Here is a 23,688-nt window from a genome sequence, read left to right on the forward strand (position 1 = left end):
GTCTTTGTTTGCTAGAGTTTTAAAATACAAAATTTTAATGCTTTTTTTTTCTGAAAAAAAATCTCTATTGTGATTAAATGACTCTAAAAAGTGCAAAAAGAGTATTTAATTGGGGTAGGTACTTTTTGTGGTTCTGTGCTGTATTCTGCGAGTGTCAATATGAATAGCGTTAAGAAAATCCGGTCAACTTTTTTGGATTACTTTCATCGTAATGGGCATGAAATTCTTCCTTCTAGTTCACTTGTTCCACGCAATGATCCCACATTAATGTTTACCAATGCAGGGATGGTACAGTTCAAAAATATTTTTACTGGACTTGAGCAGAGTTCTTATAAGCGTGCAACAACCGCACAAAAGTGTGTTCGTGCTGGTGGCAAACATAATGATTTGGATAATGTTGGTTACACAGCGCGCCATCACACTTTTTTTGAAATGCTTGGTAATTTTTCTTTTAGCAATTATTTCAAAGAAGAAGCAATTTTTTTTGCATGGGATCTTTTAACAAAAGAGTTTTGTCTTTCAAAGGATAAATTGTTGGTTACAGTTTATCATAATGATGATGTGGCGGCTGAATTATGGCGTAAAATTTCAGGTCTTTCAGATCAAAAAATTATTCGTATTGCAACAAATGATAATTTTTGGGCAATGGGAGATACAGGGCCATGCGGTCCTTCTTCAGAGATTTTTTATGACCATGGTAAAAAGATATGGGGAGGACCTCCTGGAAGTCCTGATGAACATGGTGATCGCTTTATTGAAATTTGGAATCTTGTTTTTATGCAGTATGAGCAGATAAGCAAAGAGAACCTCATCGAATTACCTCATCCTTCTATAGATACTGGTATGGGGCTAGAGCGTATTGCTGCTGTTTTACAAGGCGTTCACGATAATTACGATATTGATCTTTTTTGTGCATTAATTCGCGCATCTCAAGAAATCACAGGTGTTGAGGCTAAAGGCGATTTTGCTATAAGTCATCGTGTTATTGCAGATCATTTACGTTCATCAGCATTTTTGATTGCTGATGGCGTTTTACCTTCCAATGAAGGTCGTGGATATGTTTTGCGTCGTATTATGCGTCGTGCGATGCGTCATGTTCATTTTCTTGGTTATAAAGAGTTATTAATGTGGCGTCTTGTTCCTGCTTTGATCCATGAAATGGGGCAGGCTTATCCAGAATTAATCCGTGCTGAATCTTTAATTTCAGAAGTCTTAAAATTAGAAGAAATGCGTTTTCGTAAAACCATGGAACGAGGTCTTAATTTGTTGAATGAATCGAGTATTCATCTTCAAGAGGGAGATCATTTTGATGGCGAAATTGCTTTTAAATTGTATGACACATATGGTTTTCCACTTGATTTAACACAAGATGCTCTGCGGCGTCGTGGAATATCTGTTGATATTGATGCTTTTGAACAGGCAATGGAGCGTCAGAAGGCGGAAGCGCGTGCACATTGGTCTGGTTCTGGTGAAACCGTAACAGAAAAAATCTGGTTTTCTATTCGTGATCAAGTAGGAGCTACAGAATTTCTTGGTTATGAAACAGAAAGTGCTGAAGGTATTATTTCAGCTCTTGTGTGTGATGGAGAAATTGTTGATCATATCTCTTCAGGGCAAAAAGCGATAATTGTTGTTAATCAAACGCCTTTTTATGCTGAATCTGGAGGGCAGATTGGTGATAGTGGTATAATTTCTGGTGAGAATTTTATTTTTGAGGTTTATGACACTCAGAACAAAGGTGATGGTCTTTTTATCCATATTGGTAAAGTAAAAAAAGGGCAGAGCAAAATAGGAAATGGTGTAGAACTAAAGGTTGATTCTATTCGTCGTAAAAAAATACGCGCTAACCATTCTGCTACTCACCTTTTGCATAAAGCTTTGCGTCAAGTTTTAGGAGATCATGTTGCGCAGAAAGGTTCATTTGTATCACCTGATCGGTTACGTTTCGATTTTTCTCATCCAAAACCGATTTCTCCGGAAGAGTTAAAAAAAATAGAAAATTTAGCAAATGATATTGTTTTGCAAAATAGTGAAGTGATAACGCGTCTTATGGCGGTGGATGATGCAATTTCTGACGGAGCAACAGCACTGTTTGGTGAAAAATATAGTGATGAAGTTCGCGTTGTTTCTATGGGAAAAGATTCTGGAGAAATAGAATTAAAAAATTATTGGTCCAGTGAGCTTTGTGGAGGAACACATGTTCAAAGAACAGGTGATATAGGCCTTATTCATATTCTTTCTGAAAGTTCTGTTGCTGCGGGGGTGCGTCGTATCGAGGCTTTGACGGGAACTACTGCTCGTCTTTATCTTGATAGTCAAGAACAACAACTCCATGATATCGCTGCTCTTTTAAAAGTTTCTCCTGATAATGTAGAAGAACGTATTCGTGTTTTGCTTGATAATCATCGTAAGCTTGAAAAAGAATTGAATGATACACGGATGAAAATTGCTTTTAATGGTGGATCTGTAAAGAGCAAAGAAGAAGATATTGAAACAATTAATGGTGTTTCTTTTATAGGGCGTGTTGTGAAAGATATTTCGCCACGAGATCTTAAGGCGTTAGTGGATGCTGGAAAAAAGAAGATTGGATCAGGAATTGTTGCTTTTGTTGGAGTTTCAGAAGAAGGAAAAGGAAGCGTTGTTGTTGGCGTTACTGATGATTTGCATGATACATTCAATGCGATTGATTTGGTGCGGATCGCTTCAATTGTTCTTGGAGGTCAGGGCGGTGGTGGGCGCTCGGGTATGGCACAAGCTGGTGGTCCACAAGGTGACAAAGCTGATGAAGCTATTACAGCATTAAAAACTTTTATTGCAGGATAATTTGTACTTCATATTGTTTCTATTTTAGATGTTTATGAAAATGTTATTTTGTAATTAACACTTTAATAATTAAAAAATATTGGCAAGAGTGAAGCTTATGATGCAATAGTTTTTCGTAGGGGAATTACGCATTCGTTTTCTTCTTCTTTTTTTATTTGGAGATTGTTTTCTAGGTTTCCAGTTTTAAGTAGTCTGTAAAAACGCCCTCTTTTATTGATTAACTCTTGAAAATTACCTTTTTCAATTAAACGTCCTTGATCTAAGAAAAGGATAAGATCTGCGTTGCGAATTGTTGAAAGACGATGTGCTATAATAAAAGTTGTTCGAGTTTTGCTTATGCAATCGATGGCATCTTGAACACGGACTTCTGTTTCAACGTCAAGTGCGCTTGTTGCTTCATCCAAAATAAGAATGGGAGCATCTTTTAAAACAGCTCGTGCGATCGCTAATCGTTGTCTTTCTCCACCTGATAATTTTGTTCCTCGTTCCCCAACAAGTGTATTATAACAAAGGCTTTTTTTCAAAATAAAATCATGTGCAGAAGCAGCTTTTGCAGCTTTATAGAGTTCTTCATCTGTTGCATTTGCTCTGCCTACAGAAATATTATCACGTATACTACGGTTGAAAAGACCGGCATCTTGGAACACGGTTGCTAAAGATTTACGTAAAGATTCACAATTAACAGAATGTATATTTGTTCCATCAATGCTAATGTATCCGAGAGTAGGGTCATATACGCGTTGCAACAAATTAATTAATGTTGTTTTTCCAGCGCCTGTTGGTCCAACAATCGCCACTGTTTGCCCCGTTTTTACTTTAAATGAAATGTCGAAGACACCCTGAGAGGAATTGGGGAATTTATAGGTTACGTTATGGAATTGGATTTCACCTTTAACATTTTTGAGGGAGGGGAGATTATCAAGTTTATTACTATGAAAGGTTGAATCTTCCATTGCAAAAAAATCTTGTAATTTTGCTTGTGAAGTTATAGCTGAATTAATGAAACCACTAATTTGATCAAGACGGCTAATCATGAGTTGAGCAAAACCGACAAATGCAACAACTTCACCGATATGCGATTGACCTTTTGTAACAAAAAAGGCACCAAGGATGAGAACGCATACTATTGAAAGAGTAGAAGCCATTCGATTGAGCCCACTAGCAAGAGCCCACCAATTTAAAACTGGGTTTTGTGCTTTCAAAAGATCGCTTGTATGTTGATGAAGAGCTAAGGTTTCTTCTGTTATCCGGTTATAACTTTGTACAATGGAAACATTAGAAATTGAATCGCTAACATGTTCAAAAAGATTGTGGTGATAACGTTCTACAGCGGCTTGTCCATCTTTTGTTTTTTGCATCACCAAACGTGCAATCAATATATAGGTTATGGCAAGAACAGCTAAGACAACAGAAAGGCGCCAGTTCATATTAAAAGCGATAGGAATAAGAGCGAATAATGCAACAAATGTTGAAAGATGTTGGCGCATAAAATCAAGCCATATGCTTGACATAGAGTCTATCGCCCGTAAAAGTGTATGGAGAGCATTTGAAGTTCCACGTTGTTGATGCCAAATTAATGGCATAGCAATGATGCGTTCGAAAGATTCCGTTAAAACAGTTAAGCGGCATCTATGGACTAAACGGTCAGCGCTGCGCGCAACAAGGACATAAGCAATAATATTAAAAATTCCAAAACATACCCAAGTAACAAGAGTTAAGATGATATCTGATTTGTTGGCAATTGCATCAATGACGTGTCCAAATAAAATAGGTTCTGCAATTGTAATAATGGCCAATATAACATTAGCCATACAGATTAAAAGAGATGTATTTCTTTCTTTGTTTAAATAAGAAAGAACACGAACGTAAGTTTTAAATAAAGACACGGACGATTTCTCCAACAATTATCGCAATTCAAGATTGTTAATTCTTTGTGGTTGCCTTTGAATTAATGAAATTTATACGATATGAAAATGCAACTTTTGATACGAACTGTAATGCTGTGTGATAAAGTTAAGTCTACAGGATATATTTTTGATGTTATTTATGAAGAAAAGATCAGATGAAAAAACCGATAGATAAAGAAAATTATATGGTAAGAGAATTATCATGGCAGGTATAGAAATAAAAAAAGTTGATCCAGATGAAAATGGTATGCGTTTAGATCGCTGGTTCAAAGTGCATTATCCAGAACTGAGTTTTGGATATTTGCAAAAATTGTTGCGTTCTGGACAGATACGGATCGATGGTGGGCGTGTTAAAACGGATACGCGCCTTGTTATAGGACAATCTATCCGTGTTCCTCCTTTATTTGTCGATAGTAAAGAAAGTTTTCCTGTAACAGATAAAATTATGAATGACAAAGATGATGGAGCTATTTTAAAAAAAATGCTTCTTTATGAAGATAAAAAAGTTTTTGTTTTCAATAAACCTGCAGGTTTAGCTGTACAAGGTGGTTCTGGATTGACGCGTCACGTTGATAGTATGCTTGAAGCATGGCGCAATAAAAAAGGTGAAAAACCTCGACTTGTTCACCGGCTTGATCGCGAAACATCTGGTGTTCTTGTTGTTGCTCGATCACGAGGAGCTGCACAGGCTTTGACAGCTTCTTTTAGAGCACGAGAAACAAAAAAGATTTATTGGGCGCTGGTTCGAGGTGTTCCTAGAAAGAAACAAGATAAAATTTCAACATACATCATTAAAGAAACGACGACACAAGGTGATAAAATGTGCGTTTGTGAACATGGGGATCCAGATTCGAGTCATGCTGTTTCTTATTATCGTGTTTTAGAAACACGAGGACGTGTTCTCTCGTGGCTTGAAATGGAGCCTTATACGGGAAGAACACATCAATTACGTGTACATGCCGCACATATAAATCATCCAATTATTGGAGATTCAAAATATTTTTTTTCTGATAGTAATTGGACTTTGCCGGGAGGAATCCAAAATCGTCTTCATCTTCATGCACGCCGGATTTGTATTCCTCATCCTTCGGGAGGAGTATTAGATATTACTGCACCGTTACCACCTCATATGGTACAAAGTTTTAATCTTTTGGCTTTTGATGAAACTGATGGAGATATAGAGTAGGTGCATGGACAAAAAGGACAGTGTGCACATCATTAAAAATACTTTGTTTTCTAAAGAATTGTTTTTGATAGACAGAAAATAGAGATAATTTTATGATTATGAGATGTTTGTTCCTCGACCAGTTGGTATGAATTTTATTTTTATAAAATTTTATAACTTATTGAAAGTATTGTGAGTAAAGAAATATGCGCGAGATTTTATATAATTTTGACCAGCCTTCTAATCAAGAGTCTCCTATTCACGACAAGAGTCAAGATTTTTTACGTCAATCTTTACCTAAACGATTTTATCAAGAAGTAAGTGTTTTGTTAAAAGAAAATGGATTTTCCATATTATTGGATGGAAATCCAGTAAAAACACCTGCAAAACGCCATCTGTGTGTTCCTACAGAAGCACTTGCTGAACGAGTCGCACAGGAATTTGATATTCAGAAAAAAGTCATTGATCCAGCAAAAATGCCCATAACACGTCTTGTTAATACTGTTGTTGATGGTGTTGTTGATGATATGCAAGTTATTTTTGAAGATTTATTGCGCTTTGCTGCTTGTGATATGGTTTTTTATCGTGCTCAAACACCAAAAGAATTGGTACAGAGACAATGCGAACAGTGGGATTTTTTACTTGATTGGGCAGAAGAAAAGATTGGTGCACGTTTTAATTTAGCAGAAGGGCTTGTGCATATTGAACAACCACGAGAGGCCATTCAAGCAGTTAGCACTTATTTACGCAAAGTGGAATCTCCTTATGTGCTTGCGGCTCTTCATAGCATGACGACTTTAACGGGTTCTGCTCTCATTGCTTTTTCTGTTGCAGAAAAGAAAATTGATGTAGATAAAGCTTGGGCTATTGCACATTTAGATGAAGATTGGGCGATGGAGCAGTGGGGTGTTGATGAGGAAGTTATAACGCGCCGAACTTATAAGAAAGCTGAATTCGATGCAGCCTCGATGATGATTGTTACTTGTTTATAAATAAAATTTTCTTCTACTTATGCATAAGTATCATGTGAGAAGATGTTGCTTCTACTTTTTTAGATTTAAGAAACGCTTCATTGATTAGATGTAACGTTGTTTCATTATTGTTACGAATAAAATACCAATGGTGATTTTCAAAAAGAGCAATGATTTCGGTTTTAATAGAGTGTTTTTTTTCATCATTTGTTCTAATTGTAAATTCTAGAGGGATAAGAAAATAGGGAATGCCATTATCAAACTTTCCTGCACGTTTCTGTGTTTGATCAATTTTTATATCTTCAATTTTTTTATAATTTTTAGCTATTTGTTCTATTTGATTTTTGATGATTTTTTGAAATTGTAATTTGCTCAGATTTTTTTTCTCAGCTAAGGCATCGATAATTTGGGGAGGAATTGCTTTTAATATGGCATTTGCGTCAGCTTCTTGAAGTGCTTTACTGTAAGCAAAAGTTTCTTTTTCTAAAACTTTAAATTCTTCATCGGTAATTGTATTGGCTTGGACATTTGATACAAGAAAAATAAAACAGATAAGAGTAGATAAGAGTAGATGAATTTTGCACATTGGAGCTCTTGATAATTGACTTGAATAAATTAAACTATATTTACAAAATATTATTATTTTCTAAAGCAAATAACACACATTAAAAATGGAGATTTACTCTCCATTTTTAAATTAAATAGGACAATTTATTTTTTTAAACAGAATAATACATATCAAATTCTACAGGATGTGGTGTCATTTCATAACGTAGAACTTCTTGCATTTTCAGTTGGATGAAAGAATTAATCTGATCATCATCAAAGACATCACCGGCTTTAAGAAACGCGCGATCTTTATCAAGAGATTCAAGTGCTTCACGCAAACTTTCTGAAACTGTTGGAATTTCTTTAAGTTCTTTTGAAGGAAGGTCGTAAAGATCTTTATCCATAGGTTGTCCAGGGTGGATTTTATTTTTAATGCCGTCAAGACCTGCCATTAAAATTGCTGCAAATGCTAAATACGGATTAGCTGTTGGATCAGGAAAACGAATTTCTACACGTTTTGAATTTGGTGAATAACTAAATGGAATGCGGCAAGCTGCAGAGCGATTGCGTGCGGAATATGTTAAAAGAACAGGAGCCTCATAACCAGGAACTAAACGTTTATAAGAATTTGTGGAAGGGTTTGTGAATGCATTGATTGCTTTTGCATGTTTAATGACACCACCGATAAAAAATAGGCAAGTTTCTGATAGCCCGGCATATTCATTGCCTGCAAAGATTGGTTGGCCATCTTTCCAAAGCGATATATGGACATGCATTCCTGAACCATTATCTCCAAAGATTGGTTTTGGCATAAAAGTTGCTGTTTTTCCGTAATTGTTCGCGATTTGATGCACAACATATTTGAAAATTTGCATTTTATCCGCTTCGCGAACTAACGTATCAAATCGAATACCGAGTTCATGTTGAGCTGCTGCAACTTCATGATGATGTTTTTCAACGCGTACCCCCATATCTGTTAATGCCGTTAGCATTTCAGAACGCATGTCTTGACAAGAATCAATAGGAGGAACGGGCAAGTAACCTCCTTTCATACGTGGACGGTGACCAAGATTTCCCATTTCATATTCGGTATCATCATTTGATGGGAGTTCACTTGAATCGAGTTTAAAACCTGTATTGTAGGGATCTGTTTTATAACGGACATCATCAAAGATAAAAAACTCTGCTTCTGGGCCTACATTAATTGTATCGGCAATGTTCAAAGATTTTACATAAGCTTCAGCTCTTTTTGCAATAGAACGCGGATCTTTTCTATAAAATTCTCCAGAAACAGGATCAATGATATCACAAAATATGATTAAAGTAGATTGAGCAAAAAATGGATCAATATGAGCTGTTTGAGAATCTGGCATCAGTACCATGTCAGATTCATGAATCGTTGTCCATCCAGCGATTGAAGAACCATCAAACATGACGCCGTCAGAAAATGTATTTTCACTAATTTCGGCTACATCCATTGTGACATGATGTAACTTCCCTCGTGGATCTGTAAAACGTAAATCAACAAAGCGTATATCATTGTCTGTAATTTGTTTAAGAATATCTGATACGGTTGTCATATTCAATTTCCTTATTGGAATGAGATAAATGTAAAAGGGAAAATTTGTAAATATTTAAAGAGCATCAATTCCCGTTTCTCCAGTACGGATACGGATAGCATTATCAATGGGAGAAATGAATATTTTTCCATCTCCAATGTGTTTTGTATGAGCTGCTTTGCGTATTGCCTCAACGGCTTGTTCTAAAATTTCATCGGCAACAACAATTTCAATTTTGACTTTGGGAAGAAGATCAACAACGTATTGGGCTCCACGGTAAAGTTCTGTATGTCCTTTTTGACGGCCAAAACCTTTTGCTTCTGTTACGGTGAGACCTTGTAGACCAATTTCTTGAAGAGCTTCTTTCACTTCATCAAGTTTGAAAGGTTTTATAATGGCTTCAATTTTTTTCATTTTAAAATTGTCTCCAATGTTATTTTGCTTTTTTAAGCTGTTCTGTGTCCTATTCGCAATACATATTTACAAGTATGAGATGTGCTGACAAAATTTTGTGCACGGAGTGGATAAATGTAACGTGACAGTGTATGTTTTTGTTAAAGAGAGTTCATGGAGATAGAAAATAAAATCATTTTTGTATCATACAAAAAGGTTATATATTTTGCAAAGGATAAAAATAATACAGTTACAAGTGTCATTTTATTTTTACATACACACTATGTGTTGAGTCATTTTATGCTTTACTTAAGTTTGTGAATGATGCAAAGGTCGACGCTGTAAAAGTTCTTTGAGAAATTTTCCTGTATAAGAATTGGGGACGTTAATAATATCTTCTGGGCGACCAATGGCAACAATTTCACCACCTCCATCTCCTCCTTCTGGTCCTAGATCAATGATCCAATCAGCTGTTTTAATGACTTCAAGATTGTGTTCAATAACAACAACAGTATTTCCTTGATCAACAAGTTTATGAAGCACTTCAAGAAGTTTAGAAATATCATGAAAATGTAAACCGGTTGTTGGTTCGTCTAAAATATAAAGAGTCCGCCCTGTTGTCTTTCGGGAAAGTTCTTTTGCGAGTTTTACGCGTTGAGCTTCTCCGCCAGAAAGTGTTGTTGCTCTTTGTCCGACTTGAATATAGCCGAGACCAACAGAAACGAGAGTTTTCATTTTATGATGAATAGCAGGGACAGCTTGAAAAAAATCTTCTGCTTGTTCAACAGTCATATCGAGAACATCAGCAATAGATTTTCCTTTAAATTTAACTTCTAGAGTTTCTCGATTATAACGTTTTCCTTGGCACACATCACAAGTAACGTAAACATCTGGTAAAAAGTGCATTTCAATTTTGATAACACCATCACCTTGACACGCTTCGCAACGTCCGCCTTTTACATTAAAAGAAAAACGTCCTGCTTTATATCCACGTGCTTTTGACTCTGGAAGTTCGGCAAACCAATCGCGTATTGAAGTAAAAGCGCCAGTATAGGTTGCTGGGTTAGAGCGTGGAGTGCGTCCAATGGGTGATTGATTAATATCAATGACCTTGTCTATAAATTCTAATCCTTCAATTTTATCATAACTTGCTGGTTTTTGATACCCTCCCATAAGATGTTGAGATGCAGCTTTAAAAAGAGTTTCAATAAGGAATGTTGATTTTCCTCCACCTGAAATTCCAGTGATACAAGTGAACGTTTCAAGAGGAATATCAGCGTTGATATTTTTAAGATTATTGCCTCGAGCACCAATTACTTTAAGAACTTTAGATTTTGAGATTGGGCGCCGCTGAGCAGGAGTCATAACTTTCTTTTTCCCTGAAAGATATTGCCCTGTGAGTGAGGATGGATTATCTATGATTTCTTGTGGTGTACCTTGAGCTATGACTTCTCCACCGTGAATTCCTGCTGCGGGACCAATGTCAACAATGTGGTCAGCAGTGAGAATAGCATCTTCATCATGTTCAACGACAATAACTGTGTTTCCGAGATCGCGTAGATGGCGTAATGTTTCTAAGAGACGTTCATTGTCTCGTTGATGTAACCCAATAGAGGGTTCATCTAAAACATAAAGGACACCTGTAAGACCGGAGCCAATTTGAGATGCTAGCCGAATACGTTGACTCTCTCCTCCTGAAAGTGTTCCAGAGTTTCTGGATAAAGTCAGATATTCAAGTCCAACATGTTTTAAAAATGTTAGACGGTCGCGAATTTCTTTTAAAATGCGCGTTGCAATATTCTGCTGTTTTTCAGTTAGATATTGGTCAACATTTGCGAACCAATCCTCTGCTTTTGAAATAGAAAGTTCTGATACTTGTCCAATATGCATTCCATGAATTTGAACAGCCAATGCTTCTGGTTTTAAGCGATATCCTTTGCAGGCTGGGCATGGAGAAGATGACATGTAGCGTTCAATTTCTTCACGGGATCGTATGGAATCGTTTTCTTTCCACTGGCGTTCCATATTTGGGATAATACCTTCAAAAGGTTGAGTTATTGTATGAGAGTGTTCACCATTTTTGGCAATCAGCGAAATTTCTTTTGTTTTTGTTCCATATAAAATGGAATTTTTTGCTTCATTTGAAAGCTCGCACCATTTGTCAGTGAGATTAAATCCATAAGCTTTTCCTAAGGCTTCTAAAATTTGATCATAGTAAGATGATGATTTTAACCAAGGAATAATTGCCCCTGATTTTAAAGTGAGATTTTCATTGGGAATAATTTTTAAGGGATCAATAGTCACTTTGGTTCCAAGTCCATCGCAAACAGGACAAGCACCAAAAGGGTTATTAAATGAAAAGAGACGTGGTTCAATTTCAGGAATAGAGAATCCGGATACAGGACAAGCAAATTTTTCTGAAAAAACGATTCGTTTGTGAGTTTCATTTTTTGATTTATTGGCAGATTCTCCTAATGTATCTTGTTGTATTAAAGGTTGATCTGTCATTTCAGCAATTGCAATTCCATCTGCTAATTGTAAACAAGTTTCTAAACTGTCAGCTAGGCGAGAGGTTATGTCATTTCGTACAACGATACGATCAACAACTATGTCTATATCATGTTTATAGTTTTTATTAAGAGAGGGAGTATCGGAAATTTCATAGAATTTTCCATCAATTTTGACACGTTGAAATCCTTTTTTTAACAGTTCTGCGAGTTCTTTTTTATATTCACCTTTTCGTCCTCTTACTAAAGGTGCCATAATAAAAATTCGTGTACCTTCTGGTAAAGCCATAATTTGATCAACCATTTGGCTAATAGTTTGGTTTTCAATAGGTAAACCTGTAACGGGTGAATAAGGAGTCCCCACACGAGAGAAAAGAAGACGCATGTAATCATGAATTTCAGTAACAGTGCCGACGGTTGAGCGTGGGTTGTGGCTTGTTGTTTTTTGTTCGATGGAGATAGCAGGAGAAAGACCATCTATTTGATCAACGTCTGGTTTTTTCATGAGTTCTAGAAATTGGCGTGCATAAGCAGAAAGGCTTTCTACATAACGACGTTGACCTTCAGCATAAATTGTATCAAAAGCTAAAGATGATTTGCCAGAACCAGAAAGCCCCGTTATAACAACCAATTTGTTACGTGGAAGATTCAGATTGATATTTTTGAGATTATGTTCACGTGCGCCGCGAATGGCAATGTATTTCTGATGAGGCATATTGAATCCTTGGCGTATATGATAAATTAGATACTAAATATGAGATAAAGTTATTTTTTTGCAATTACAATGGATTCAATTGTTCTAGTATGGTGATAAAATGCGAATTCTGTGAAAGAAAGAATAAAAAGAACAACTTTTCTATTTTTTGTAATTTTTATAGTTTAGAATTTTGGAGTTTCTGCAATGGCTGGTAGCCTTAATAAAGTTATGTTGATTGGTAATCTTGGAGCGGATCCTGAAATCAGGCGCTTGAATTCTGGAGATCAAGTAGCAAATTTGCGTATTGCTACTTCAGAAAGTTGGCGTGATCGTAATACGAATGAACGTAAAGAGCGCACAGAGTGGCATAGTATTGTTATTTTTAACGAAAATCTTATTAAAGTTGTAGAGCAATACTTAAAAAAAGGAAGCAAAATTTACATTGAAGGTCAGTTACAAACTCGTAAGTGGCAAGATCAAAATGGTAATGACCGCTATACTACAGAAGTTGTTTTACAGAAATATCGTGGTGAATTACAGATGCTTGATAGCCGTGGAGGAGGAATGGGAGAACAAATGCAGAGTGTCAATCAGTCAGGCGGTGGTTATAGTGGAGGTAATTTTAGTAATGGCGGTTCTGATCAAAGAGATGTTTTGGGACAAACTAATACTCAATCAGAGGGGGGATTTTCTAGAGAATTAGATGACGATATTCCTTTTTAATCTAATTTATTAACTGTGATTGTTATTTGTTTGAGTTTTTTTTGGAAAAAGCAATGATTTCTGGTCTAACGATGATTTTTTTAAGATTGATACTCCGTGAAATATGTCAATAAAATGCGAAAGTGTGCTAGTCATTGTGAGAGTAGAATTAAAAGTGTTTTTTATAATTGTGTAGATAATAGTTTAAGTTTTTTAGTTTAATAGTGAGCAAATTCTGTTTGTTTTAGTTGTAGATTATAATGAAAAATAAATAACATGTTGAGAATTATTGTTAAATTCTTACCTTATTCATGAGGTAAAATTAGCGTTTTTACATGTTTTTCGTTATAAAAGCTTAAAATGATTCTTTTTTGAAAGCATTGAAACTGTGACTGATTTTACTCCACTACCAGAACATGATGCGCCAAACGGTATTGAACCCATCAATATTGTTGAAGAAATGCAGCGCTCTTATCTCGATTATGCGATGAGTGTCATTGTATCGCGTGCGCTCCCTGATGTGCGTGATGGTCTTAAACCTGTTCACCGACGTATTCTTTATGCGATGAATGAGATGGGGCTTGCCTTTAATAAGCCTTATCGTAAATCAGCGGGTGTTGTTGGTGAAGTTATGGGGAAATTTCATCCTCATGGGGATGCTTCAATTTATGATGCATTAGTCCGTATGGCTCAGGATTTTTCTTTGCGTGATCCGCTCATTGATGGGCAAGGAAATTTTGGTTCTGTTGATGGTGATCCGCCTGCGGCAATGCGTTATACAGAATGTCGCTTAGAAAAGATTTCAGAAGATCTTTTAAGCGATATTGATAAAGACACTGTTGATTTCCAAGATAATTACGATGGCCGTGAGCGTGAGCCTGTGGTTTTGCCTGCGCGTTTCCCTAATCTTTTGGTCAATGGATCGGGTGGAATTGCTGTCGGGATGGCGACCAATATTCCTCCTCATAATCTTGGTGAAGTTATTGATGGCTGTATTGCATTAATTGATAATCCTCACATAACACTTGATGAAATAATTGATATTATTCCTGGCCCAGATTTCCCTACAGGAGGTATTATTCTTGGTCGTTCAGGTATTCGTTCGGCTTATGAAACAGGGCGCGGTTCGATTATTATGCGCGCAAAGGTTGATGTCGAAGAAGTTCGCAATAATAAACAAGCAATTGTTGTAAGCGAAATACCTTATCAGGTTAATAAAGCAACAATGATTGAGAAAATAGCTGAATTGGTACGTGATAAACGCATTGAAGGAATTTCTGATTTACGAGATGAATCTGATCGCGATGGGTATCGAGTTGTTATTGAGCTTAAGAGAGAAGCAATTGCTGATATTGTTTTAAATCAACTCTATCGTTATACGCCACTACAGGCTTCTTTTGGATGCAATATGGTTGCACTGAATGGAGGAAAACCTGAGCAGATGACGTTATTGGATATATTGCGTTCATTTGTTTCTTTCCGCGAAGAAATTGTAAGTCGGCGCACAAAATATCTGTTGCGTAAAGCGCGTGAGCGTGCACATGTTTTGGTTGGTCTTGCGATTGCAGTTGCTAATATTGATGAAGTTATTGCCTTAATTCGTAAGGCACCAGATCCACAGACTGCACGTATGCAATTAATGGAGCGGCGTTGGTTAGCTGCAGATGTTGCCTCTTTGATCAAGCTTATTGATGATCCGCGTCATGTGATTCATGAAGATAATACTTATCGTTTATCTGAAGAACAGGCACGAGCTATTTTAGACTTGCGTTTGCAAAGATTAACGGCGCTTGGACGAGATGAAATTGCAGATGAATTAAATAAAATAGGCGTAGATATTACTGAATATCTTCAGATTCTGGGATCGCGTTCGCGAATTATGGAAATTATTAAAGGTGAATTGAGTATCCTTCGCGAGTCATTTGCAACACCTCGACGTACTGTCTTTGGTGTGGGTAGTGTAGATATGGATAATGAAGACTTAATCGCACCAGAAGATATGGTGGTGACGGTTAGTCATGGAGGTTATATAAAGCGCGTTCCTTTGAGTACATATCGTGCTCAGCGTCGCGGTGGTAAAGGACGTTCAGGGATGTCCACAAAAGATGAGGATTTTGTAACTCGTTTGTTTGTGGTTAACACGCATACACCTGTTCTTTTCTTTTCATCACGTGGAATTGTGTATAAAGAAAAGGTTTGGCGTCTTCCTGTTGGAACGCCGCAATCACGTGGGCGTGCTTTAATTAATATTTTGCCTTTGCAACAAGGTGAGCGCATCACAACTATTATGCCTTTGCCAGAAGATGAGACGAGTTGGAGCGAATTAGATGTCATTTTTGCAACGACGCGTGGAACAGTGCGTCGTAATAAATTATCGGATTTCGTTCAAGTCAATCGTAATGGTAAAATTGCTATGAAGTTTGATGAAGAAGACGATGAAATCCTTTCTGTTGAGACCTGTACAGAACATCACGATGTTGTTCTTACAACGGCTAATGGACAATGTATTCGTTTTCCTGTCGCTGATGTTCGTGTGTTTGTCGGTCGTAATTCTATAGGCGTTCGCGGTATTAATATAGCTGATGGTGATAAAGTTATTTCAATGACTGTTTTGGAGCATGTTGAAGCAACTTCAGCTGAGCGTTCTGCTTACATGAAGCGTGTGATAAGTGAGCGACGAGCAACTGATGCTGATGCTGAAGATATTTCAATTACTGATGAAGGAGAAGAGGGGTCTGAAACGGAGTTGACAGATGAGCGTTATGCAGAACTGAGTGCACGTGAGCAAATGCTTTTAACTGTTAGTGAATTTGGCTATGGAAAACGATCTTCTTCTTATGAATTTCGTATTTCTGGACGTGGTGGAAAGGGGATTCGTGCAACCGATCTATCTAAAACGGTTGAGATTGGCAAATTAGTTGCAGCTTTTCCAGTAGAGCCACAAGATCAAATTATGTTAGTTTCAGATGGAGGTCAGCTTATTCGTGTTCCCGTTGGTGGTATTCGTATAGCTGGTCGTTCAACCAAAGGAGTAACAATCTTCAATACGGCAAAAGGTGAAAAAGTTGTATCCGTTGAGCGCATTTCTGAACCTGAAGATGATGATAATAATGAAAAAAATGCTGATACAATTGATGTTGATGAAGCAAACTAACTCTGCAAATATCGGAGTGAAATAGTGACAATTGCTCTTTATGCAGGTTCTTTTGATCCTATTACCAACGGTCATCTTGATGTTTTGAGAGGCAGTTTGGTTTTAGCCAATAAAGTTGTAATGGCTATTGGTATACAGACTGGGAAACAGCCATTATTTAGTTTTGAAGAACGGGTTGATTTAATTACACAGGTAGGAAAAGATTTATTAAATGTGAGTTCTGACCGATTGCAGGTTATTGCATTTGATAATCTTTTGATTGATAAAGCGCGTGAAATCGGAGCTTCATTTCTTATCCGCGGTTTGCGTGATGGCACGGATCTTGATTATGAAATGCAAATGGCGGGAATGAATGGGATTATGGCACCTGAGTTGCAAACTGTTTTTTTGCCAGCAAGTGTTTCTGGTCGTGCGATTACTTCCACGTTAGTGCGTCAAATTGCATCTATGGGAGGAAATGTGTTGCCTTTTGTCCCTCGGAATGTTGCAGAGGCCTTACACTTAAAATTTAAATTTTCAAGAGAGAATGATTGTGCATCTTAGAATTTTTGCTTTTGTAACATGTATTCTTTGTTTCTTTTCTTTTAATGTGATGGCAAATAATCATAACATTTTTGTTTTATCTCTTGAAAACGGTGATGTCATTATTCGTTTACGCCCTGATCTTGCACCGCAACATGTTACTCGAATCAAAAAGTTAACAGAAGAAGGGGCTTATAATAACGTTGTTTTTCATCGCGTTATTCCGGGGTTTATGGCGCAGACTGGTGATGTGAAGTTTGGAAAAAAGGGTAGTGTTGATTTTGATCTTAGACGCGTTGGTACAGGGAGGTCAAACTATCCTGACTTACCGGCAGAATTTTCAAAACAACCATTTAGACGTGGTACTGTTGGAATGGCACGTGCTCAAGATTTTAATTCAGCAAATTCGCAATTTTTCATTTGTTATGATGATGCTTCTTTTTTAAATGGTCAATATACTGTTGTTGGGGAAGTTATAAAAGGAATGGATGTTGTAGATAAAATTAAAGCAGGCACTATAGACAATAATGGATCTGTAACAAATCCTGATGTTATCAATGCTGCCACTTTACAAAGTGATGAATAATACACCAAAGGAGTAATTGCATGGCTGAAATTAAAGATCCAGAAAATACTTTAATTCTTGAAACAACAAAAGGAAAAGTGCTCATTGAACTTTTTGCTGATTTAGCACCTAGTCATGTTGCTCGTATTAAAGAGCTCGTTAATGAAGGTGCTTATGATAATGTCGTCTTCCATCGTGTTATTGATAATTTTATGGCTCAAACAGGTGATGTAAAATTTGGAAAAAAAGACGGTGAGAAATTTGATACATCTCGTGTAGGGATGGGAGGGTCAGATAAACCAGATTTAAAAGCAGAATTTTCTAATCTTCCTCATAAACGTGGTACAGTTTCTATGGCTCGTAGCCAAAATCCAAATTCTGCTAACTCTCAATTTTTCATTTGTCTTGCCGATGCTCCTTGGCTTGATCGCCAGTATTCTATATGGGGTCAAGTTATTGAGGGTATGGAAAATATTGATAAAATTAAGAAAGGTGAGCCTGTTGTTGATCCTGATACCATTATCAAAGCTACGATTGCTTCATCTGTAAAATGATGTAGAAGTATAATCTTATAGCTATTTTTGAGGCATGCAATTATTTATGTAGATTGTATATCTTTGAAATATATAGATTTATTTAAAAAGCAATTGGCTATATTGAGACTTTTTTTGCCATGGCAAAGTATTTGGTCTTGAGGGCGTATTGTTCAAACTTAAATATTATAAAATTTTTACATTTACAATTTTTCAAAGTTTTGTTGAGAAAATATCCTAATTTTGTAACTTCGAATTATTTCGGCACAATAATAAATTTTTTTGTTGTGCTGAATAGTTTCCATTAATTTAAAAATATATCTTTTTTAGCTTGTGTTATATTACCAACTACGAATGATTTTAGAATAGAAAATATATTTTTATGGCACTTTGTTTTCATGAGATACGGGGTGTAATTTTTTATTTACAAATATGAAAATATGCATGATGCATAAAATGCATATTAATATCCAAAACGCTTGATAGATTGATGATGGTAAATGATGCATAATTTTAAGGTTGATGTCGTAACAAGAATTCTATTTTTGTATAGGATTTTGTAAAAAATAAAGACGTTTTTGGATTATCTCTAGTATTATCAATATTATTATCATATCAGGCGATTGTTTTACTATCTTGGTTTCTTGATAAAAATTTTGTTGATTTTATTCTATTTTTTTATGTTTATTCAAGAATCCAAAAAATTAAAAATACGTTTTGTTTGTGATGTTGCAATCAAAATAGAAGTGTTTTTATTTTTGTAAGCGGTAACGAATTTATGAAATTTAGAAAACAAAAATAATGATAAAAAAATTTTGTTATAGAAAAATTGCTCAAGATGGATATGCCCGGAAAGGTGAAATTATTACGGGGCGTGGGTGTATTCGTACACCTGCCTTTATGCCAGTTGGAACAGCAGGAACTGTTAAGGCCATGTATATGGATCAGCTACGTGCTCTTGGTGCTGATATCATTTTAGGAAATACTTATCATTTAATGCTCCGTCCAGGGGCTGAGCGTGTTGCGCGTTTAGGAGGATTACATGAGTTTTCTCGTTGGCATGGACCTATTTTAACAGATTCTGGAGGATTTCAGGTTATGTCTCTGGCAGGAATCCGTAAAATTACAGAGCAAGGTGTTATTTTTCGCTCTTATGTTAATGGCGCGTATTATGAAATGAGTCCGGAGCGTTCTATTGAAATTCAGAGTCTTCTTAACTCTGATATTCAAATGCAATTGGATCAGTGTATTGCTTTACCCGCAAGTGAGAGAGAAATAGAAGCCGCTATGGAGCTTTCATTACGTTGGGCGCAGCGTTGTAAAACAGCTTTTGGTGATCAGCCAGACAAAGCTATGTTTGGTATTGTGCAAGGTGGAGATAATACGAAGTTGCGAGAATATTCTGCCCAAGCATTAAAAGAAATGGATCTGAAGGGTTATGCTATTGGAGGGCTTGCAGTTGGAGAACCTCAAAGTGTGATGACGGCTATATTAGATATTACTTGTCCAATTTTACCAGAAGATAAACCGCGTTATCTTATGGGGGTTGGAACGCCTGATGATATTTTAAAAAGTGTAGCTCGAGGCATTGATATGTTTGATTGTGTTATGCCAACTCGTGCTGGGCGTCATGGTTTAGCCTTTACGCGTTTTGGAAAAATCAATTTGCGCAATGCACGTTATGCAGAGGATAAACGCCCTCTTGATCCATTGTCATCTTGTCCTGCTGCTTATGATTATAGTCGTGCTTATTTACATCATTTAATTAAATCTGGTGAATCTTTAGGTGGTATGCTGTTAACATGGAATAATCTCTCTTATTATCAACAGCTTATGCAAGGTATTCGCAATGCTATTGAAGAAGGATGTTATGCAGACTTTTGCTCTGAAACGAGAGATTTGTGGTTGCAGGGTGATAAAGCATTTCCCAACTAACAAATTTATTGTTTTTTTGTAATACTGTTAAACGTATTCTTGGATAGAAAATTATAAGTATTACAAATTATTGAGATTGTTTTTTTAAAAAGCATAAGTTGCGTTGTTTTTAAAAATAAATACTCAATACTCTTGATAGATATCAGTTGTCTTCAGTAAAAATGTTTACTCCGGTACGCACTACCTGATCCGGAGAGAAACATTTTCGTTCTGATTGTTTAGACTAATAATGTTAATGAGTTGTTAGTGTTTCTTTAAAAAAAGGTTAAAAATTCATTTTTGTGAAGTATTTTATATTTTTTGTAAAAGATAATAAAAATAAAAGTGTATGTGATGACTGTATTTTTACAGTAAAGCTGATCTTGAAAGATAAAATTTCTAATGTGATTTACTGACTTTATGGAGATAGTTCGCAGATCATATATTTTTACTGTGTGTGTTAAATAATCATGCAATTATAGGTGAAAATAGTAATAAAAATTGTAGGTGTTTACATAAAATGTTTTATATTTGTAGTTCATGAGCAAATAATAGTTGAAGTGATATTTTGCAGCAATATATTGCTCTGTTTTTTTGATAGTTGGTATTTGTGCTGAGATGTTTTTTTACTGTTAATTGAAAAAAATAACAAAAAATGTTGATGTAAATTATTGATGTATAACAAATATTTTTTGTTGTTCATTCCTGAATTGGTAAAAATCGTAGACATTGAATTTTATGCGAGATATTTGGGAAATAGTGTTAGAAAATATGAGAGATTGATATAAGAATATGATGAATTTGTTTGTATATATTATCAATAGTCGAAATTCATATGTGACTATAGAGCAATGGCAAAAATAGAAATCTCTCGTGAGCACAATTCTCTAGCACTTGTTGAAACTAACCTTAAAATACGGAATTTAGGGATACTATCTCTTGCCATTGGGAGTTTTGCTATTGGAACAGCTGAATTTGTTGCAATGGGTATACAGCCAGAAATGGCGCAGAGTTCATGTGTGAGTATCCCCGTAGCAGGTCAATACATTTTTTCTTACGCATTGGGTGTTGTGATTGGAGCGCCTGTTTTAGCTATTGCAACAGCTAGACTATCTCGTAAAGTTGTTTTGATTGGATTGATGTTTTTTTATGCTTTAGCAAATATTTTGACTGCTTTTTTTTCTGATTTTAGTTTCTTAGTAACATTGCGGTTTATGAGTGGTCTTCCACATGGCATTTATTTTGGAATCGCAAGTATGGTTGCATCTTCAATGGTAAAGATGAATGAACGTGCAAAAGCTGTTGGTAGTGTTATGCTTGGTTTTACAGTTGCGACACTTGTTGGAGCGCCAGGTGCGACTTGGGTTGGTCAACTCATTGGTTGGAGAATTGCTTTTATCTTTGTGGGTATTATTGCTTTACTATGTTGTTTGCTTATTTGGATTTTTTTACCTTCTATTTTTAGTATTCCGCAAACTAGTCCTCTGCGTGAATTAAGTGCTTTGACGAATAAGCAAGTGTGGTTTCTTTTAGCAATGGTTTCAATTGGTGCATCGGGATTATTTTCCGTTCTTACTTATATTAAATCAACACTTCTTTATGTTTCTGGTATTTCGCTTGATTGGGTGCCATTGATTCTGCCTGTAATTGGGCTTGGCATGGTGATTGGAAATTTTTTAGGTCCTAAACTTGCAATTAAAGTTGGTTCTTCTATTTTAATATTTTGGGCTATGCTTTGGAGTGCATTTGTTTTTTTTATATTTTTCTTTTTGTCACAAGCTCCATTAACAGCAACATTGGGGTGTTTTCTTATTGGAACTTCTTTTGCCGCGATGCCTTCTATCCAGACAAAAATTATGGATGTTTCTATGCACGCGCAAACTTTAGCAGGAGCATTGATGCAATCTGCTTTTAATGTTGCAAATGCTCTCGGAGCAGAATCTGGCGCGTGGATTTTAAAATTAGGCTATAGTTATGAATATACTGCTATTCTTGGCGGTCTTGTGACTTTATGTGGATTATTGATTTATTGCTTTTCATGGTATGTAGAAAAGCGTGATTAGTATTGCTCTTAATTATGTAAATGCTTTTTCAGAGAAAGTTTGTTTTGATAATTATTGGTTCTCATCGTTTTTCAAGTATCTTATAAAAAACAATTTTTTTATGAGGTCGTTGTTTTGATAGCTTCTTGTGTTGAGTATTGAAGGCTATTTAGTAAAGCTATTTTATTCTATGAATGTACTGGTAGTAGGTTGCCCAGTTGGATTTTTTGACATTTTGTGAGAAACACGCAAAGAAAAAGGAATACCAAGGCAACATAAGAGAAAAATAAGTACAATTAAAAGAACTTTTGCAGCATAGATCATTCCTGTTATTCCTCCAGGATTGAAGAGGCCAGAAAGATTAGTGATTATTCCTGTTAATGTTGCGATTAAGGCTGTTGAGAATAACTGTACAGAAGTTAAAGATTCACTTGCACGTAATGCATCTTTGTTGCTCGCACATTTTAATATTCGCGTTAAAAGATGAGGCCACACTATACCAGAGCTAATTCCGATAAAAAATAAAGTTAGACAAATGATAAAAGTATATCCAAGTGAAGAATCTACTGTTGGAATAACCCATAAAAGAATACCTACACCTAAAATATTTAATAGAGGAGAACATATAACAAAAATACGAATTTTTTTTGCAGATGCACCAGCACTTGATAAGGATCCGCATGTCCAACCAAAGCTTGTTAACGCTGTCATATAACCAGCAATAAGCGGATCTTTTTTATGAAGTTCTTGAAGGAAGAGTGGGAAGTATAGTTCTATAGTGTATCCAACAGCACTTATGATAAGGATTAAGGAATAGAGGAAGAAAAATTCAGAGGAAAAAGAGAAAGTTTTATGAGGCAACATAGGGTAAAGTGTGGATGATTCAATCTTTGCTAAAATAAAAAGAAGAAAAATCCCAATTCCTAAACCACATAATTGGGCGTATGTAGAATTCATAGCACTCCCAGTGGAAATGGTAAAAATGAGTAAAGTAAGTATGAGAAGCTGCAAAAAAGGAAGTGGAGGTGTTGAAATCTCAGATTTATTTTCTTTTGGTAAAACTTTAAGAGTTATAAATAAGAAAATTACAGCTAAAAAGCCAACTATCCCAAAAGATACTCTCCACGCATTGTATTGTACAGCAATTCCACCGATAGCTGGTCCTAACAATGTTGATATTCCCCACATTCCAGAGATAATACTTAATGCATGTGACCATAAGGGTGGAGTAAAAATAATACGAACTATAGAATAGGATAAAGATAACAAAGAACCGCTACCAAAACCTTGAATAAAACGTCCTATTAGAAAAACTAGCATATTGGGAGCGATACTGCACATAAAGGTGCCAGATATAAAGGTAAGTGACGCGATAGCATAAGCTTTACGCGGCCCCATTGTTCCTAACATTTTTGTTGCAAGTATAGTACCAATGAGTGAGGCGATGATAAAAATAGATGCCACCCAAGAATAATATTGCTCGCCATTCAGATCGTTTATAAGGGTAGGTAGGATAGTAATAATAATATAAACATTAATGGCATGTAAAGCCACACCACCTGCAAATGCTAAAGAACGAATACCGTTCGTACCAGATAAAAGCGCAGACCAGCTTTGTTTTTTCACTATTTTTATATTTACTAAAAGGTTGAACTTTTTCCATTTATAAGGAACTTGCTTGCGTT

Annotated in this window: 16 protein-coding genes; 10 read left to right on the forward strand and 6 right to left on the reverse strand. The window is 36.0% G+C overall.

Annotation, left to right across the window (positions count from 1 at the left end; all coding sequences use genetic code 11):
- Window positions 1-159: 159 nt before the first annotated feature.
- Window positions 160-2,823, forward strand: a complete 2,664-nt coding sequence (alaS, locus tag NPY00_RS01565) for an alanine--tRNA ligase (RefSeq protein WP_269020534.1) — start codon at window positions 160-162, stop codon at window positions 2,821-2,823.
- Between the two features lie 95 nt (window positions 2,824-2,918).
- On the opposite strand, the gene NPY00_RS01570 is transcribed toward alaS, so the two are convergent.
- On the reverse strand, window positions 2,919-4,709 hold the full coding sequence (locus NPY00_RS01570; RefSeq protein ID WP_269020285.1) for a glucan ABC transporter ATP-binding protein/ permease: 1,791 nt from the start codon (window positions 4,707-4,709) through the stop codon (window positions 2,919-2,921).
- 223 nt (window positions 4,710-4,932) lie between these two features.
- Between NPY00_RS01570 and NPY00_RS01575 the strand changes: the two genes are divergently transcribed.
- Window positions 4,933-5,916: an RluA family pseudouridine synthase gene (locus tag NPY00_RS01575; protein ID WP_269020286.1), complete on the forward strand. Its 984-nt coding sequence runs from the start codon at window positions 4,933-4,935 to the stop codon at window positions 5,914-5,916.
- A 185-nt stretch (window positions 5,917-6,101) separates the two neighbouring features.
- On the forward strand, window positions 6,102-6,887 hold the full coding sequence (locus NPY00_RS01580) for an ATP12 family chaperone protein (protein ID WP_269020287.1): 786 nt from the start codon (window positions 6,102-6,104) through the stop codon (window positions 6,885-6,887).
- A 13-nt stretch (window positions 6,888-6,900) separates the two neighbouring features.
- On the opposite strand, the gene NPY00_RS01585 is transcribed toward NPY00_RS01580, so the two are convergent.
- The 4 genes from NPY00_RS01585 to uvrA form a co-directional block, all read right to left on the reverse strand.
- Window positions 6,901-7,452, reverse strand: a complete 552-nt coding sequence (locus tag NPY00_RS01585) for a hypothetical protein (RefSeq protein ID WP_269020288.1) — start codon at window positions 7,450-7,452, stop codon at window positions 6,901-6,903.
- A gap of 133 nt (window positions 7,453-7,585) precedes the next feature.
- A complete protein-coding gene (gene glnA / locus NPY00_RS01590; protein WP_269020289.1) occupies window positions 7,586-8,995 on the reverse strand; it encodes a type I glutamate--ammonia ligase in 1,410 nt (469 codons plus the stop codon).
- 54 nt (window positions 8,996-9,049) lie between these two features.
- Window positions 9,050-9,388, reverse strand: a complete 339-nt coding sequence (locus tag NPY00_RS01595; protein WP_269020290.1) for a P-II family nitrogen regulator — start codon at window positions 9,386-9,388, stop codon at window positions 9,050-9,052.
- A 288-nt stretch (window positions 9,389-9,676) separates the two neighbouring features.
- A complete protein-coding gene (gene uvrA, locus NPY00_RS01600) occupies window positions 9,677-12,589 on the reverse strand; it encodes an excinuclease ABC subunit UvrA (protein ID WP_269020291.1) in 2,913 nt (970 codons plus the stop codon).
- 186 nt (window positions 12,590-12,775) lie between these two features.
- Here uvrA and ssb point away from each other — a divergent pair, with 186 nt between their 5' ends.
- From ssb to NPY00_RS01635, 7 genes are all read left to right on the forward strand, one after another.
- Entirely contained in the window at window positions 12,776-13,294 is a 519-nt protein-coding gene (gene ssb / locus NPY00_RS01605) for a single-stranded DNA-binding protein (RefSeq protein WP_269020292.1), read from the forward strand.
- Between the two features lie 367 nt (window positions 13,295-13,661).
- Window positions 13,662-16,427 carry a DNA gyrase subunit A gene (gyrA, locus tag NPY00_RS01610; protein WP_269020293.1) on the forward strand — a complete coding sequence of 922 codons (2,766 nt, stop codon included), beginning with the start codon at window positions 13,662-13,664 and terminating at the stop codon, window positions 16,425-16,427.
- Between the two features lie 24 nt (window positions 16,428-16,451).
- Entirely contained in the window at window positions 16,452-16,970 is a 519-nt protein-coding gene (gene coaD, locus NPY00_RS01615) for a pantetheine-phosphate adenylyltransferase (RefSeq protein ID WP_269020294.1), read from the forward strand.
- A complete protein-coding gene (locus NPY00_RS01620; protein ID WP_269020295.1) occupies window positions 16,960-17,535 on the forward strand; it encodes a peptidylprolyl isomerase in 576 nt (191 codons plus the stop codon). Before coaD ends, NPY00_RS01620 begins: the two co-directional genes overlap by 11 nt.
- A 20-nt stretch (window positions 17,536-17,555) precedes the next feature.
- On the forward strand, window positions 17,556-18,068 hold the full coding sequence (locus tag NPY00_RS01625; RefSeq protein ID WP_269020296.1) for a peptidylprolyl isomerase: 513 nt from the start codon (window positions 17,556-17,558) through the stop codon (window positions 18,066-18,068).
- A 780-nt stretch (window positions 18,069-18,848) separates the two neighbouring features.
- Window positions 18,849-19,982 carry a tRNA guanosine(34) transglycosylase Tgt gene (gene tgt, locus NPY00_RS01630; protein WP_269020297.1) on the forward strand — a complete coding sequence of 378 codons (1,134 nt, stop codon included), beginning with the start codon at window positions 18,849-18,851 and terminating at the stop codon, window positions 19,980-19,982.
- An 830-nt stretch (window positions 19,983-20,812) separates the two neighbouring features.
- Entirely contained in the window at window positions 20,813-22,024 is a 1,212-nt protein-coding gene (locus NPY00_RS01635) for an MFS transporter (protein WP_269020298.1), read from the forward strand.
- Between the two features lie 162 nt (window positions 22,025-22,186).
- On the opposite strand, the gene NPY00_RS01640 is transcribed toward NPY00_RS01635, so the two are convergent.
- Window positions 22,187-23,629, reverse strand: a complete 1,443-nt coding sequence (locus NPY00_RS01640) for an MFS transporter (protein ID WP_269020299.1) — start codon at window positions 23,627-23,629, stop codon at window positions 22,187-22,189.
- Window positions 23,630-23,688 lie beyond the last annotated feature (59 nt).

It is taken from the genome of Bartonella sp. F02, from assembly GCF_026929975.1.
Classification (GTDB): Bacteria; Pseudomonadota; Alphaproteobacteria; order Rhizobiales; family Rhizobiaceae; genus Bartonella.